This is a genomic window from Helicobacter labacensis, from assembly GCF_003660285.1.
Taxonomy (GTDB): domain Bacteria; phylum Campylobacterota; class Campylobacteria; order Campylobacterales; family Helicobacteraceae; genus Helicobacter; species Helicobacter labacensis.
Genome location: NZ_QXQQ01000023.1, coordinates 1 through 15,525 on the forward strand (window position 1 = coordinate 1; position 15,525 = coordinate 15,525).

General features: G+C 44.4%; 12 protein-coding genes and 1 pseudogene. 8 read left to right on the top strand and 5 right to left on the bottom strand.

Translation table 11 applies throughout. The features are described 5' to 3' along the window. Nucleotides 1-251: 251 nt before the first annotated feature. Nucleotides 252-4,607 carry an AAA family ATPase gene (locus EAO33_RS06925; RefSeq protein WP_235853111.1) on the top strand — a complete coding sequence of 1,452 codons (4,356 nt, stop codon included), beginning with the start codon at nt 252-254 and terminating at the stop codon, nt 4,605-4,607. 1,792 nt (nt 4,608-6,399) lie between these two features. After that, nucleotides 6,400-6,789: pseudogene (locus tag EAO33_RS09920) on the top strand (methyl-accepting chemotaxis protein); the annotation flags it as partial. On the opposite strand, the gene EAO33_RS06935 reads toward EAO33_RS09920, so the two are convergent. Beyond that, on the bottom strand, nt 6,786-8,003 hold the full coding sequence (locus tag EAO33_RS06935) for an SLC5/6 family protein (RefSeq protein WP_120946039.1): 1,218 nt from the start codon (nt 8,001-8,003) through the stop codon (nt 6,786-6,788). The pseudogene EAO33_RS09920 and the gene EAO33_RS06935 overlap by 4 nt on opposite strands. Before the next feature lie 136 nt (nt 8,004-8,139). Between EAO33_RS06935 and rho the strand changes: the two genes are divergently transcribed. Both rho and murI read left to right on the top strand, forming a co-directional pair. After that, nucleotides 8,140-9,441 (top strand): transcription termination factor Rho, encoded by a 1,302-nt coding sequence (rho, locus tag EAO33_RS06940; RefSeq protein ID WP_120946040.1) that lies wholly within the window; start codon nt 8,140-8,142, stop codon nt 9,439-9,441. After that, nucleotides 9,441-10,202 carry a glutamate racemase gene (gene murI / locus EAO33_RS06945; RefSeq protein ID WP_120946041.1) on the top strand — a complete coding sequence of 254 codons (762 nt, stop codon included), beginning with the start codon at nt 9,441-9,443 and terminating at the stop codon, nt 10,200-10,202. The genes rho and murI overlap by 1 nt, the downstream gene beginning before the upstream one ends. An 85-nt stretch (nt 10,203-10,287) precedes the next feature. On the opposite strand, the gene EAO33_RS09105 is transcribed toward murI, so the two are convergent. Then, complete coding sequence (locus EAO33_RS09105; protein WP_162982233.1) at nt 10,288-10,464, bottom strand: hypothetical protein; 177 nt, start codon at nt 10,462-10,464, stop codon at nt 10,288-10,290. 432 nt (nt 10,465-10,896) lie between these two features. Here EAO33_RS09105 and EAO33_RS06955 point away from each other — a divergent pair, with 432 nt between their 5' ends. After that, a complete protein-coding gene (locus EAO33_RS06955; protein ID WP_120946043.1) occupies nt 10,897-11,244 on the top strand; it encodes a hypothetical protein in 348 nt (115 codons plus the stop codon). Between the two features lie 177 nt (nt 11,245-11,421). Beyond that, nucleotides 11,422-11,667, top strand: a complete 246-nt coding sequence (locus tag EAO33_RS06960; RefSeq protein ID WP_162982234.1) for a hypothetical protein — start codon at nt 11,422-11,424, stop codon at nt 11,665-11,667. Nucleotides 11,668-11,930: 263 nt separating this feature from the next. On the opposite strand, the gene EAO33_RS06965 is transcribed toward EAO33_RS06960, so the two are convergent. Beyond that, on the bottom strand, nt 11,931-12,299 hold the full coding sequence (locus EAO33_RS06965; RefSeq protein WP_120946045.1) for a site-specific integrase: 369 nt from the start codon (nt 12,297-12,299) through the stop codon (nt 11,931-11,933). A gap of 24 nt (nt 12,300-12,323) precedes the next feature. Between EAO33_RS06965 and EAO33_RS06970 the strand changes: the two genes are divergently transcribed. After that, nucleotides 12,324-12,971 (top strand): tetratricopeptide repeat protein, encoded by a 648-nt coding sequence (locus EAO33_RS06970; protein ID WP_162982236.1) that lies wholly within the window; start codon nt 12,324-12,326, stop codon nt 12,969-12,971. A gap of 2 nt (nt 12,972-12,973) precedes the next feature. Next, nucleotides 12,974-13,720, top strand: a complete 747-nt coding sequence (locus tag EAO33_RS06975) for a tetratricopeptide repeat protein (protein ID WP_120946047.1) — start codon at nt 12,974-12,976, stop codon at nt 13,718-13,720. Between the two features lie 6 nt (nt 13,721-13,726). On the opposite strand, the gene EAO33_RS06980 is transcribed toward EAO33_RS06975, so the two are convergent. Together EAO33_RS06980 and EAO33_RS06985 are read right to left on the bottom strand one after the other, a co-directional pair. Continuing rightward, a complete protein-coding gene (locus tag EAO33_RS06980) occupies nt 13,727-14,545 on the bottom strand; it encodes a hypothetical protein (RefSeq protein WP_162982237.1) in 819 nt (272 codons plus the stop codon). Between the two features lie 214 nt (nt 14,546-14,759). Further along, complete coding sequence (locus EAO33_RS06985; protein ID WP_235853112.1) at nt 14,760-15,521, bottom strand: Nif3-like dinuclear metal center hexameric protein; 762 nt, start codon at nt 15,519-15,521, stop codon at nt 14,760-14,762. Nucleotides 15,522-15,525 lie beyond the last annotated feature (4 nt).

Genomic DNA, 15,525 nt, shown 5'->3' on the forward strand with positions numbered 1-15,525 from the left:
AAAACATTAAGCAAACGCTCTTTAAGCAACACCATCCTAAGAATGCATCCCTTTAGATAAAAGCCTCAAAGACGCGTCCTATTGGTAAAACTTTCAAGCCACTCACATTTGCTTAGGCAAAAGCGCATTCTATCGTTGTAAAGCTTAAGGGGGGCTTAGAGTGCGTAAAAAGATTTAAGAGTTTTGGATAATAGCGTATTAAAAAAGGTCGATTTAATGGCTAGATTTTGGTTTATACAACAAGGATTTGTATGCACTATATTATCTATGGTATTTTGATTTGGATTGGGCTAGAGTTTGCAGGTGTGATTTTGGGTTTGATCTTAATGGTGCTGGGTAAATCTTTTTTCTTTGTGCTGGAAAAGATACTAGACATTTGGTTGTTTTTAAGCCCCACAAGAGAACAAAATACCCCCAAAGATGCGGAAATCAAATTAATAGAGGGTAGAATTAACGGAATTGATCATAACAAAGCAAATAAGAAAGACATTAAATACAAAGGAGGATGTGTGGCAAAATCTAAAAAGCCCATGGGTTTTTATGAATTAAAAAGGCATTTGCTCATCCAAAGGGTGGGCTGTCTGGCATGGATTGGCGATCACGCTTATAAAAATTTTGGCTGGGTCGCTTTAAAACCCTTGCATCAAGCCCAAGGGTCGCGCATTCAGTGGGACACTCTCACAGAGGATCAAGATCGCTATATTTTAGAAGGGGCAGAAGAATTAGAGTGGCTACAAAAATACCCTTACAGAGCGTATTACTTTTTTGGAGACATTTGCCAGCAAAGGCAGGCAACCCAACAAGAGATCACCTTTAAAGACAGCGCAGAGGTGCTAGACTTTTTACTCAATCTTTATAAACCCTATGCCCATTTTGATCCCAAATTTTCTCAACACCAAACAATGGTGAATTTGAACTTAGAGGTAGAAAAAGAGAAAAATCGCGCCCAATTCTTGTATGAAAAAACCTTACAATCCTGGTCTCATTCCTTTGAAAATACGCTGAATAAAATTTGCCTTAAAACCCCCACGCAGGCAAAAATCCCTCTACAATCCCTCCCCTTTTGCCCCAAAACCCTCACCCCCGTGCTAGAAAAATACCGCTGGGGCGATGCCTACATTTTTCAAACCACCTACACCCCCCCGCTTGATCTGCCTAAGTTTGATCCTGAAATTTTACGCGCTCATCTGTCTAAATCTCTTAAGTTATGGCAAGAACACTTAGAAGAATGTATGCAAAACTTAGTGCCACCCCAAAGAAAACCCAAATTCAAGCGCAATGTGCGCAAACAACTTGCCAAACTTTGCCTGCAACAACATTGCGGTTTAATCACGCCCGAGTTGATTGAATATTACAAACTTAGCGACCCTGAAGACCCCGAAGTGATTAAGGCGGTCGCTCAAGTCTATATTGCGCAAAATTTTCCTAGTTGTAAGGATAAAATTACTATCCCCGAAGAAGATGCATATTTTGCTCTCCGGCGTTTTGTGCTAGAGGATGAAAAATACTATTATATGGAGCAAGCTCTATGGGTATGGGCTTGGCAACGCCTGCTAGAGATTTTTAATGGTTCTTTAGAGATGCGCGCGATTCAAGATCAGCTTTTAGCGCGCTTAAGCCCTGAGCAAGCCCTAGATTTTGAGCAGGCATTTTATGAAAATGTTGCGGACAAACAGACTTCTTCTGTGTGGAGTCTCATTTACCATTTGGCACTTCCCCTTGCGGTGTTTCAAAATGAAAATGGGCTTGTGATCGCCAAAAATCCCGATTTTAAGCCTGCTGTCTTGTTAAATCAAGCCCCCATTAACAATGATCTTTTGCGCATCCTCTTCTTCTTTGGAAGGGTGTTAGATGAGGAAAATGTCAGCCAATTACTCCAAAGCAATAGCGATAAAATCCCCTTTTACACACCCCCTAGCATCCCCATACAGAAGGGTATAGGCTTTTATGCGCTTAAAATCTATTTGCTTCAACACCAAGCGGGGCATTTGTGCGAGTTTGTCGATCAAGCCTATAACAACTTTGGTTGGGCGCGCTTAAATGCCACGCAACAAAGCGTAGCGGTTGTCCTAGCAGACATTGCGGACAAACAGCTAGAGCAAGGTGAAGAGGTGCATTACTTTTTTAGTGGTGTTTGCCAAGAAAGGCAAGACAAGCAACGCAGCATTAACTTTATCAATGCCAAACAAGTGTGCGATTTTTTAATAAAGTTGTTTAAACCTTATGCGCTTCAAGACCCTAACCATGCCTTGCACTTGAGAGCTACCCATGGCACCATGAAATATGTAGATGTAGATATAGAACATTTTGATGCGCGTTTGTATGAAGAAATTCTCAAAGAGTGGGAGCTAGACTTTACAGACCGCTTAAAGAAAAACCTACAAATTACGCCCGATTGTGCCAAAATCTCTCTAAAAGCCATGCCCTTTTTGCCTAAAGAAGCCACCCTAGCTCTAGAGCTCTACGCCCAAGAGGATGCCTATGTTTTCCAAACCACCTACACCCCGCCTAAAGACTTGCCCCCTTTTGATAGGGACATTTTACGCGCTAATTTAAAAGAGTATCTAAGGATTGATCAAGGGGCGTTAGCGGGGGTGGTCGATAGCCTTGTGCGTCCCAAAAATAAGCCCCAACTTGAGCGCAAAACCCGTAAGCAAATCGCTAAACTGCGCTTGCAAGGAACTTGTGGGATATTAGCCCCTAAAGATTTTAAAACCTTTCATTTAGACCGCCCTAAAGCGCATAGTGTTTTACACAGGCACCGCTTTTACCATCAGGGGCAAGAGCATTATTACTTTGAATACGCTCTAAATATTTGGGTGTTGCAACGCTTGTTAGAGATTTTTAACGGCTCTATAGCAATGCAAGCAATCGAGCACGACCTATTAAAGCGTTTAAGCCACACACAAGCCCTAGAGTTTTCAAAGGTCTTTAGCCAAAAACACGCCGGGATAGATGGCATGGTAAACGCCCTTGCCAGCCATTTGAGCTTGCCTATCATGCTTGAAAGTGGTGGTGTGGTTGTGCCTAATCCTAGCTTTAAAGCCCATTTTTATTTAAACCACAGCCCCCACAACCTAGAGTCTTTGCGCTTACTCTTAGATTTTAAAGAGCACCACAAAGAGCCAAGAGAACCCACACTCCCGCTATCTTTTGTCCTAGTGCCCAAGGAATTAGAAGAGACATTTAGCCAGTTGTGTGCTAAAAAGGTTGATGTGCATACAGAGGGGTTATTTTTTGATGATAAATCCGCTTTTGCCCAAAGAATCCTTGAAATGCAGTGCCAATTTCTCAAAGAACACACCAATTTTGAAGAGAATTTTTTAGAGTGGTGTTTGGTTGATGTGGAGGGTGCGGGCGTGCTGGAGGATAAAAAGGCGTTGATCCAAAAGATCGCAGAGGCGCAACAACGCTTTACCAACGAACAAGCCACGCTAGAGAGGGCGTTTATTGAGTGGTGGGTTGAAAATGTAGATGCAGAGTTAGAAGGTCTGTTTTTTGATGACAAGTTTGCCTTTTTTCAAACATTTCTTGCCATGCAGGCGCAATTTTTTAAGCAAACCCTACCCACCCCCCAAGAACCAAAGATCACAACCCCCCCACAAGAAAGCCCGCCTAAAACCCCCAAACAACCACAACCCCAAGCCTCTCAACCCCAAGACAAATACTCCCCCAAAGCCATTAAGGCTTATTTAGACCAATTTGTGATCGGACAGGAGAATGCTAAAAAACAAATGAGTTTGGTTTTTAGCGACCACTACAAGCGCATTAATGGACAATCTAGTTTAGAAAAAGCCAATGCGATTTGTATCGGACCCTCAGGCAGTGGCAAGACTTTTTTAATTGAGATGGCAACCAAGTATTTAGACATCCCCTATTGCATCGCCAATGCCGCCGCTTTCACCCCTACAGGCTATCTTGGCAATGAAACTAACCAAATGTTTGCCACGCTTTATAGCAATGCAGAAAAAGACATTGAAAAAGCCCAAAGAGGGGTGTTAGTCTTAGATGAGATTGACAAACTAGGACAGGGGAGTTGGCATGATAAAGAATGGCGACAAGGGGTGCAAAATGAACTCTTAAAGGTCATTGAAAAAGGGATTGTAACTTTTGAGTATGGGGGTAGAGCCAGCGGACAAACCATTACCCTACAAACCGATCACATGCTCTTTATTGTCTTAGGGCATTTTGAAAAGTTGTGGAAAAATAACAAGTCTCATCAAAAAATCCCTAAATTCAGCAATGAAGACTTGATAGAATGTGGGATGAAGCGCGAATTTTTGCGCCGTTTTTCTATCAAAGTGGTTTTTGAGCCAGTGGACATAGACATGTTAACTAAGCTTCTAGATCGCCGTTTAAAACCTTTTCAAGAGGAATTTGCCCAAGCCGGGAGTGCTTTAGAGTTTAGCCAAGAAGCCAAGCGTGTTTTGATAGAAGAAGCCTTGCAAGGGGGGATTGGCATGAGTGGGCTAGATCAAAAACTCCATGAGGTCTTGATGCCTCTGCGTTTTGATATAGAGTGCTACAGAGGATTTAAGTGCCTCATCACGCGCGACACTCTAAGAGGCGGGCGTGTGCAGATGGTGGGGTTGGGAGGAGAACTCTAGCGCGCTTTTAAGAACCAATGAAGCTTTGTTTTCTCTATTCTGTGCTTTAAAGAGATTTTCTAATTTCAAGGGTTAGTTGTGTTAAACTAGGGCTTTTAGTTGATTTTGAAGAAGGAGAGCTATGTTAAGAGATATGGCTTTGCGTAATAAAATGGTTCTTGCCATTGGGTCGGCGTTGGTGGTGTTGGTTGTGGTGATGACCTACATTGTTTCCTCTAAGGTGGAAGGGCTCTTAGAAGAAGAAGCTCTCAACCGCTTGCAAGCCCAAGTGCGTAACGCCGGTCAGGGGGTGCAAGATAGCATCACGCGCGCATTGGTGCGCTTGCATATTCTAAGGGCTGCTCTATTAAAAGATTCTTCAGATATTGGCTTTGATAAAGCCCTCTTGAGCGAATATGTCTACTATACTAGAAGTGTTTTTGCCCTCTCCATTGCGATGGAAGACGATCATAAAAACGCCCTCACATTTGACAAAATCACTAGCCAAGAGGACAACCCTAATAGTCTCACTGGATCGGGCAAGATTGAAGTTATTCCCGCGCCCAATCTCTACCAACACCCCCTTTATTTAGCCACCAAGCAAAAGAAAGATTTTATCTTAGGCAAGCCCTATCTGCGTAAAATGCAAGATGGGAGCACCATTTATGGCGTAGACATCGCGTGTCCCTTAATGGATGATAAAGAAGTGTTCAAGGGGGCAATTCTCGTCTTTATCAACATCGATCGCTTTGATTATGTGCTGAAAGCCTATGGGGTGGGGGATACCAAGTTCAATATGGTTGCCCAAGATGGCACCTCGCTTGTGGTCGCTGGTAATAAACAATGGCGCAACCACCCTTGGAAGGAGATTAATGCTGATTTCAGCGGGCGGGCTTTGCCCATAATCCAGCGAGGGGAAAGGGCAGTGCTCCGTGTGCATTCTATCATGAATAACGAATTATCTTATGGAGCGGTTTTTCCTTTCAGTATTTTTAGAGACCCTTCTAAAAAATTCTACTGGGCTGTGGTGGGGGTGCGTAGCGAAAAACGGGTGTTTAGAGATATTGACTCCATTAAAACCACCGTGCGTGTAACGGGGACTATTGGCTTGATCGTGGTGGTTGGCATCATTTACTGGTTGCTCTATGTGTTGATGAGCAGGAGAATTAACAATGTGTCTGCGAATCTAGAAAACTTCTTTAAAATTCTGCGCCATGAAGTCTCCCCGGATGCCATCAAACTCATTCCTGCCACCAGTGGTGATGATTTAGGCAAAATACAGATGTCGATCAATAGCAATATCCAGCGAGTCCAACAAACTCTCTTGCAAGATGAAAAAGCCGTGCAAAATGGCATCGATGTCGCCTCTAGGGTGGAAATGGGGGATTTTAGCCAAACCATCAACGCACAACCCAATAACCCCTCTTTAATAGAACTCAAGAAGAATATCAACAACATTATTCTTTATATGCAAAAAAACATTGGGATGCACATGAAAACCATCAACGAGGCTTTTGAACGCTATGCCCAATACGACTTTAGACAAGGGATTGCCAATGCGAGCGGGCATATTGAGGTGGTGTTAGATGGGTTAGCCCTAGAGACTAGGCGCATGTTAAGCACTTCTGCGGAGTTTGCTAAGGAATTAAATGGCAAGGTGGGGGTGCTCAATAGTTGTGTGGATCGCCTCAACGAAGTGGCTAATAACCAAAACAATAGCCTAGATAAAACCATCGGGAGCATTGCAGGGATCACCAGCGGGATTACAGAAGTGGCGCATAAAAGCGAGGGGATGATCCAACAAGGGCAGGATATTAAAAACATTGTGGAAATCATCCGCGACATTGCCGATCAAACCAATTTATTGGCGTTGAACGCCGCTATTGAGGCTGCGCGTGCGGGTGAACATGGACGCGGTTTTGCTGTGGTGGCTGATGAAGTGCGCAAGCTGGCTGAACGCACCCAAAAATCCTTGAGCGAAATTGAAACTAATATCAATGTCTTGGTGCAAAGCATTTCAGACACCTCAGCGAGCATCCAAAACCAAGCTAAGGAAGTCGAATCCATCAACCAATCCCTAGAGGAATTCAAACAAGACACCCAAAGCAATATTGCCATCGCGCGCGATTCCTTGAGTGCCTCTAAGGACATCAACCGCATTTCTCAAGAAATCCTACAAGATGTGGAACGCAAGAAATTTTAAAACAAACCCTGCACAATAGATGAGAGGGCAAGCAAGCCTAAGACAACTAGGAAGGTGTCGCTGAACTTGTTTTGGTAGGGCTGTAGGGCTGGGATTTTATACATCGCATACATGGGCAAGATAAAGAGCATTAAAGCGATGATGGGACCGCCTAAGTTTTCAATAAAATCCAGCACGCTAGGGTTAGCATAAGCCACCAGCACCATAGAGAGGTATAAAAACCCATGCACACCCGCTTGTGTGCGCCTGCCCTGTTTGTGTAAAATTTGTGCCACTAAACCGCTCAAGCCCTCTTTAGCCCCGATATAATGCCCCAAAAAAGAAGTGGTGATGGCTAAAAAGGCGATAAGAGGCGCGCTGTAGGCGATGAGGGGGTCATTAAATTTGTCCGCAAAATACGAGAGGATGGAAATATTTTGCGCCTTAGCTGCTTGCAATTGTGCTGGATCCACGCAAAGAATGCAAGAGAACACAAAGAACATCACAAAGACAAAGAGCAACATGGAGGTGCGCCATAGAATCGCGCTGGTTTTGCCAAAGGCTTGCGCGCCATAAGCCCTACGGATACTCAAAGAGTAATTGGAAATGGCAGGTGAATAGTCAAAGGCAAAGACAAGCACGGGCAAAGTGGTATAGAGGATTTTAAGACTATCTGCAAAGCTAGGGAAGATCAAGAGCATGTCTAATCTCCAATAGGGAATGAGATAGAGAGAAAAGAGGGCTAGAATAATGATGAGGGGATAGACTAGGGCTTGGGTGATTTTGAGCATGATCTTCTCTGTAAAGATCAAAGCTAAGACCATCAAGGTGATTAAGCCCCAAGCTAACAAGAGGCGATGGGGGGGTTGCACATGCAATTGCATGTGCATGAAATTTTCTACTGTGTTGGTGATCCCCACCCCATAGATCAAACAAGCCGGGTAAATGGCAAAGAAGTATAAGAAAGTCATCCATTTGCCCAAATTCTCCCCAAAATGCTCTCTAACCACACAGGTGATGTCGGCATTGGACTCTTTAGCGCTCAAGACAAAATAGCTCAAAGCGCGGTGGGCAAAAAAGACCATAGGAAACACGATCACACAGAGTAACACCACGATCCAAAAGCCCCCAAGCCCGGCGTTGATGGGTAAAAACAAAATCCCCGCCCCCACCGCCACACCAAATAAAGATAGCACCCAGCTTCGATCAAAAGCGCGCGTTTGTTTTTTCTGCATAGATGTCCTTTATACCCTCCAAAATAAGCGTATTGTAATTTTAGCCATGTTAGAGTAAGCTTTTTTATCGCTTCCCTAAATTTTTAAAATATCAGTGTAGGTTTGGCTTGCCCCCATCCGCCCCTTAAGGATTTTAATGGCTTACGAGCAACATAAACAAAGAACTCATACCCCCGTAAGTGGGTATCGCATTGAAGAATTGCGCGCAAAACCCACCGAAAAACTCCTAGAAATCGCCAACGAACTCAAGGTAGAAAACCCCCAAGAATACAAACGCCAAGATTTGATGTTTGAAATCTTAAAAACCCAAGTCTCCCAAGGGGGCTATATTCTCTTTACGGGTATTTTAGAAATGTCTAATGAGGGCTATGGTTTTTTAAGGGGGATGGATGGGAGCTTTTCAGACAATCAAAATGATACCTATGTGAGCCACTCCCAAATCAAACGCTTTGCTTTGCGTAATGGCGACATTGTAACCGGGCAGGTGCGCGCCCCCAAAGATCAAGAGAAATACTACGCTTTGCTTAAAATTGAGGCGGTCAATTACCTCCCCCTAGATGAGATTAGAAACCGCCCCCTCTTTGACAACCTAACCCCACTTTTCCCCACCGAACAGATCAAACTAGAATACGAACCTACTAAAGTAACCGGGCGCATGCTCGATCTCTTTAGCCCCATTGGCAAGGGACAGCGCGCCCTCATTGTCGCCCCGCCCCGCACAGGTAAAACCGAATTGATGAAAGAGCTAGCCCATGGGATTACGGCTAACCACCCGGAGATGGAACTCATTATTCTACTGGTAGATGAGCGTCCCGAAGAGGTTACAGACATGCAAAGAAGTGTGCGTGCCCAAGTCTTTAGCTCCACCTTTGATTTGCCCTCGCACAACCATGTGCGCATCGCCGAGTTAGTGCTAGAGCGGGCTAAAAGGCGCGTAGAGATGGGTAAAGATGTGGTGATCTTGCTAGACTCTATCACGCGTTTAGCGCGCGCTTACAATGCGATCACCCCCTCTAGTGGCAAGGTCTTGAGCGGGGGGGTAGATGCGCACGCTTTGCACCGCCCCAAACGCTTTTTTGGTGCGGCACGCAATATCGAAGAGGGGGGGAGTTTGAGTATCATCGCTACCGCTTTAATTGAAACAGGATCGCGCATGGATGAAGTGATCTTTGAGGAGTTTAAAGGCACAGGCAATAGCGAAATTGTGCTTGCGCGCAGTATCTCCGATCGGCGCATTTACCCCGCCTTTGATGTGCTTAAATCGGGCACCCGTAAGGATAATATCTTGCTAGGCAAGGACAAACTGACCAAAGTTTGGGTGTTGCGCAATGTGATGCAACAAATGGACGATGTAGAAGCCCTCAACTTTATCTACTCTAAAATGCAAACCACAAAGGACAACGCCGAGTTTTTGGATTTGATGAATCAGGGCTCTTAGTGCGTGTAGGGATTTTTGATAGCGGGGTGGGGGGCTTGAGCGTGCTTAAAAGCGTGCTGGAAGCGCGCTTGTTTGCTGAGATTATTTACTATGGAGACACCGCCCGTGTGCCCTATGGTCCTAAGGATAAAACCACCATCGAGCACTTTGCCCTAGAGGCGTTAGAGTTTTTTAAGCCCTTTGAGATTGAAATGCTCTTAGTGGCGTGTAACACCGTGAGCGCGCTAGCTTTAGAGACAATGCGCGCGCGTTCTGCTATTCCCATTGTGGGCGTGATTGAGGCGGGGATCTTAGCCACTATCCAGCAATTCCAAGACAAGCACACCCCTATTTTGGTGCTAGGCACGCGCGCCACTATCCACTCAGGGCAATACGCCCAACACTTGAGCGCGCATGGCTACTCTAATGTGCAAAGTCTTGCTACCGGGCTTTTTGTGCCCCTGATTGAAGAGGGGGTGCTAGAGGGGGAGTTATTGCAAGCGTGCATGCGCTATTATTTTGAATCTATCCAAAATGCCCCTGCGGTGCTCATCTTAGGTTGCACGCATTTTCCCTTGATCGCTTCAAGCCTACAGAACTATTTTCAGGCGCGTTTTAACCACCCTTGCGCTTTGGTGCATTCCGGCGATGCGATCGTGCATTTCTTGCAAGACACACACCACCTAACCCCTCTAGAGCACCCCCCCAAAGTGCGCTTTTTTGCTAGCGGAGATGTAGAGGCACTTAAAGTTCAAGCTAGGGCATGGTTGCAAGGGCTTTAGTGGTGTTAAAAGGAGGATGTTTTTGTGCCCATACAACATTTGGTGGGATCGTTGGACGCTAAAAACTCCAAGGGATCGCTTATTTCTAATGTTGGGCGATCTGTTCTATGCGCTTGGGGTCTACTTGGGTGCGCGTTTGTGTGCCTACCCCGGCGTTGAAATTGGGCTTAATGTCATCTGCCCTGACTATGACAAAATCTAAAGGATAGATGTGGGTGTCATCTAGGCTTATGGAGCTTTTAAAGCCCTCTACTTTTTGCATGGGAATGCTTTTGCCTAGCTCTAAATTTTTTTCATTCTCCTTACCCCCTGCTTGGGCTTGCTTGTTCTCTAGGGCTTCTTGTTGCTCTTTGGCTCTCTGCTGGGCTAAAGCCTCTTGTTTAGCCCTGTTAGCCTCTTCCTGCTCTAAAGCCTCTTGTCTTTGGCTCTCTCTAAAGGCTAGAGCCTGCTCGCGTGCGCTTAAGGGGGGTGTTAAAGGCTCTGTGTTATCTTTAGGGGATATTTAGAGTAGGGTTTTTTGCACAAAAATACTTAAATATCAATAGGCTTAAAGAATTAATTAAAGAGGGAGAGGTGGAGTTACGAAAACGGGAATTGGAATAAGAAGATTTACACCAAACACCCCGACTTTTACGGCATACTCTTACCATACTCAAATAGCAACGAAGGCGGGAGGTGGAGATCTACGGATTCATTGAAAGAACAAGAGGCGATGCGCGAAAGGAATGTGCGGAGCAGTAATCTGCTTTTTGATACTTGCAAATTTATACGGAAAATCAGAGATGATAACAATTGGTGTGTTTCAGGTTCTGTAATCGGTGGCTTTGTTTATGATGCGCTTGGGAATTGGAGATGGGAAACTGACACCTCTAATACAGATGCTAATTCGCACCGTAAATTTGGAAGACAGCTATTATCAAAAGCGAGAGACTTGAGAAGATCGATACAAATGCCAGGAAGTGGAGATTCTATCGCCATTGAACAAAATGAAGTGAGAAACTTGGAAAAAATTTTGGAATGTATGCTATGTGCCAAAATTTAGAGTATAAAAATGCTCTTTTGCAAGAAATTAAAGAGTCTTACTGCAAAGTGGTTTACAGTAAGATGGCTTTTAAAAAGAGTTTAAAATTAGAGAGGGGAGGTGCAAGTGTTTAAAATGGTGCCAAGTGCTCTTATCCGTATCAACTTTTGTCATTTCGTTGGTTCTTTTTGATTCTGGGTGTTTGTTTTTATTTGTGAAAGCTATATTGCGTTGATGAAAGATTGTCAGACACTGTCTAATGCAAACATCAGAGATAAAAAAGAAAAGTTAGATAAAGAACTTGGAGAAATCTATCAAAAATACCCAAAAACGAGTCGCAAAGCTTACAAACAAGCCCAACATGCTCTCAAATCAGAGGGAGAACAATTCTGCTCAGAAGAAGAATTGCATAAAATATTACCCAAGCATCTAGGAAAACAATGAAGATAAAATCTTGCGCAGCAAACTCACCAATGATCAAGTGTCCATACCATTTGTCTAAACATATTTTACCCCTCGCGCACTAAAGCCCCACAAAGCAGAATGCCTTTCTCTTTAGCTAGAGGCACTTTCTCATAGTAGACCTGTCTTTATCAAAGCGCACACTATGAGATGTGACATAGGCGTTTTTGTGCCCTAAAAGCGCGCTGGCGCGCAACAAATTCACCCCCGCGCTCAAAGACATGGACGCGAAGGTGTGGCGGGTGTTATAGAGTTTGCGCGGGGCTAGCTGGGCTTTTTTTCAAGAGCGCAAGCCATCTGCGCCTAAAGTCTATGCGCCCTTTAGCCTTTTGTCTAAAAATAAAAGAATCTTGGGGCTTGCCCTTGCGTAGCCTTAAGAAGGCTTGCTTAGCTGGCTCTAGCATTTCTATTTTGCGCTTGCTTGATCTAGTCTTGGGGGTTGTGATCTCGCCTTTTTGGCTGATCCGGCGCGTGATGTGAATGGTGTTGTTTTGAAAATCTAGATCGCTCCACTTCAAGGCTAGGATTTCGCCCGGGCGCGCCCCCGTGTAAAAGGCGACTTGTAGATAGTCCTTTAGCTCCTCATTAGCGCATAGATCAAGCACCTTGCCTATCTCCTGTGGGCTTAGCGGGGTGTTATGGCTGGTGTAAAAAGAATACTTATTGTGCTGTTTCTAGCGGTGGGTGTGCTGGGTGCTCAAGACAACACTTTACAACAAGCAGAGGCAGCCTACAAGAGGAAAGACTACCCAACAGCCTTTAAACTTTACAAACAGGAGGCGCAAAGAGGGGAGGCACAGGCGATCTACCATTTAGGCTTGATGTATCGCTATGGGCAGTGGGTGGATTTAGACTACGGCATAGCTACTAAATACCTTGAAAAGGCGGAGAAAATAGGGGTAGCAGATGCCTATCTTGAGCTAGCAGACATGGCAGCAGATATAAAAAATGCCAAGGGGGAGCTTCTTTGCGAACGGGCACTTTTATACGCTAACAAAGCCCTAGAGTTAAGCCCAAAGAGGGCAGACATCTATGAAAGAGTCGGGTTGCTTTATCTTAGAGTTCAATGGAGCAACCATACTTGTAGTCTTAAAGACTTTAGCCAATACTCCCAAGAAGTCCAATACAAGAAAAAAATTTTTCAAAAGGGGTTGTCTTACCTTGAAAAGGCGGGGGAAATGGGCGACTTTGGTGCCTACACAACACTGAGCTACTTTTATGCTGCGGGTGATTTCAGGTTTGAGCGTAGTTTTAAAAAGCCAAGCAATACTATCTTAAAGCAGTAGAGGTGCTAGAAAAAGCAGGAGCAAAGGGGGATAGCCAAGCCTATAATGAGATAGGGTTAATTTATCAAGATGACTATAGCAATCTTAGCACGGGGACTATCCTATTTGATCTTGACTCTAGGATTACCCGAGAAAATAGGGATAAAGCGTTGGAGTATTTTAAAAAGGCGGCGGCGATGGGGAATGCAAACGCCTACACCAACATGGGAGAGTATTACGAAAATGGAGACTTTAGCCAAGTAGTGCAAGTAGATTATAACAAGGCTGTGGAATATTATAAAAAGGCAGGGGAGTTGGGGGACGCGCTGGGGTATGTAAGCTTGGCAGGGATGTATCAAGGAAAGTGTGAAGATGAGACATTCAAGAGCTGTGCGGGCGCATTTAAAAAGAGTGTGGAGTATTTAACATTAGCGGGGGCTTTGGGAGATGACTATAGCTATAAAGAATTAGGCGACACCTATTTTTATGGTGGCTTGTTTTATAGGGACTGGGAAGAGTACCAAAAAGTTCCTGCGCCACCCTCCTATACTCCCCGCATCCCGCGCGATTACAAAAAAGCGGCGCATTGCTATCATAAATGCGCGGACATGGGGGAGGGCTATTGTTATGTATCATTAGCAAACATGTATCAAAAGGGCTTAGGGGTGAAAAAAGATCGCAAGAAAGCACGGGCATACGCCAATCATGGGGACGCCATCTTGTGTGATATGGGGGAAGAAGATACTTGTGAGGGGATGGGGAATAGTTGATTTACCTTAATCGCTCCTCCACTCTGGGTGTCTTTTTTGGATGGTTTCTAAGAGCGTTTTTGCGCTGTAGGGGCAGACATAAACTTTAGGCACACTTTTTTCTGTAAAGTATTTGATAGGGCGATAAAGCTTGTAGTAGTCGTTAGTGTATTTTCCATTGGCATCTACAACAAAGGTTGCTGTGTTGTCATCTAAAAATTTGAGATAGGTGATGCCACCACTAGCCCCAATCTCCCCATCATCATTCCAAATCCTCAACCGCTCTGATTTTTTGAGATCACCTCCCAAGTCTCTAAGGGTCTCTATGAGGTTGATATAAACGATGGTAAAAATATCTTGTTTCACCTTGACATCTATAACGCGCCCAAACCGCGCGCTCTCTATATACTCCTCACCATCTAAACTATCTCCCTGATTAGCTGCTAACAAAGTGGGTTTATAATAGAGGGTATAGTTTGGGTAGTTTTGCGATTCTTTAGTGTGCTTAGGATTTAGGTTTAAAAGCTTTTGGCAATTCTTAGGATCATAGACAAAAACCTTGTCCCAAAAGGAGTGCCCCTTAGAGTCCTTTAAATCTGTATTAACCTTTAAAACTCTAGAGTCAGAAATATCGCCTTTGGTGAAGACGAATTGTTGGGGGATTGGATAGTAAATAGAATGACCTTTGGCATCCACGAGATCATTACCCTTAGAATCCATTAACAAAGAGTTAATTTTGATGGTCTTAATCTTATAAGACCCATCATGAACACTCTCTTCATCTGTGTTACCTGTGGCACTTAAGAATAGGGTTAAAAGTAAAAAGATGAGAGGTTTCATTCCCACGCTCCCCCAATTTTTCCTGATGGCTTTCCCTATCTTTGAAATAAGTAACCCAAAGTTTTCCCATTGATACCCATTAAAAAATCCAAGTCCAAATTTCTTTGTTGCCGGACGCACAAGATTTAAACAGGCATCCACTACATTTATGCAGTCTTTGCGCGAATCCACGATCACATGCTCCTCATTATCAACACAATCTTGGACAATCTTAATCGTATCATCCCTTTCCATGTGCAACTACCCGCGATCTATGCGATAACCCCACAACCTCTAGCGCGTTTCCACAATCAAACAACTGAGGGTTGAGGGCAATGGGGGCTAGTAAATTCGCCATGAGAGGCACAAAGTATTTTTCACTCTCATAATGGGGCACTTCTACCAGACTAATGCCCATGCTTTGAGCCGCCATGGCATCATGGTGTTTGATGTCCCCGGTGATCAAGCATAAATTTTGGGGCACACTTTTAAGCTCTTGTAAATACCCACACCCCGCCCCGCACACGATTGCTAGGGTGCTAATGATGGAGCTAGCGACCACGCAACGCACATAGGGTAACTTAAGCTTATCTTGCACGCTTTTAGCAAGTGTTTTTAAGGGCGTGGGGGCAATCACGCCCACTAAAGCCATCCCCTCTGTGTGCAGGTTCTCAAAGCCTAAAATCTTGGCAAAATGGGCGTTTAAGTGGGTTTTATCAAAATTGGTATGCCATGCCAACAGGGCGCAGGATTTTTGAATCAAGATTTGGGCGATATTGTAAGGGTAGAAATCGGGGTTAAAGGTTTTAAAAGGCTTGAAGAATAAGGGGTGGTGGGTGAGAATCACGCTGTGGTTTAGGGCTTGCTTGGCTAGTGGCATTGTGGCTTCAAGGCTGATGATGAGATGTTGGTATTGCATATCTAAACTGCCTAAATTCAAGCCACAATGGTCCCAAGATTCTTGCAAGCCCAAGGGAGAGAGTGTCTCCAAAAAGGCGTGCAAATCT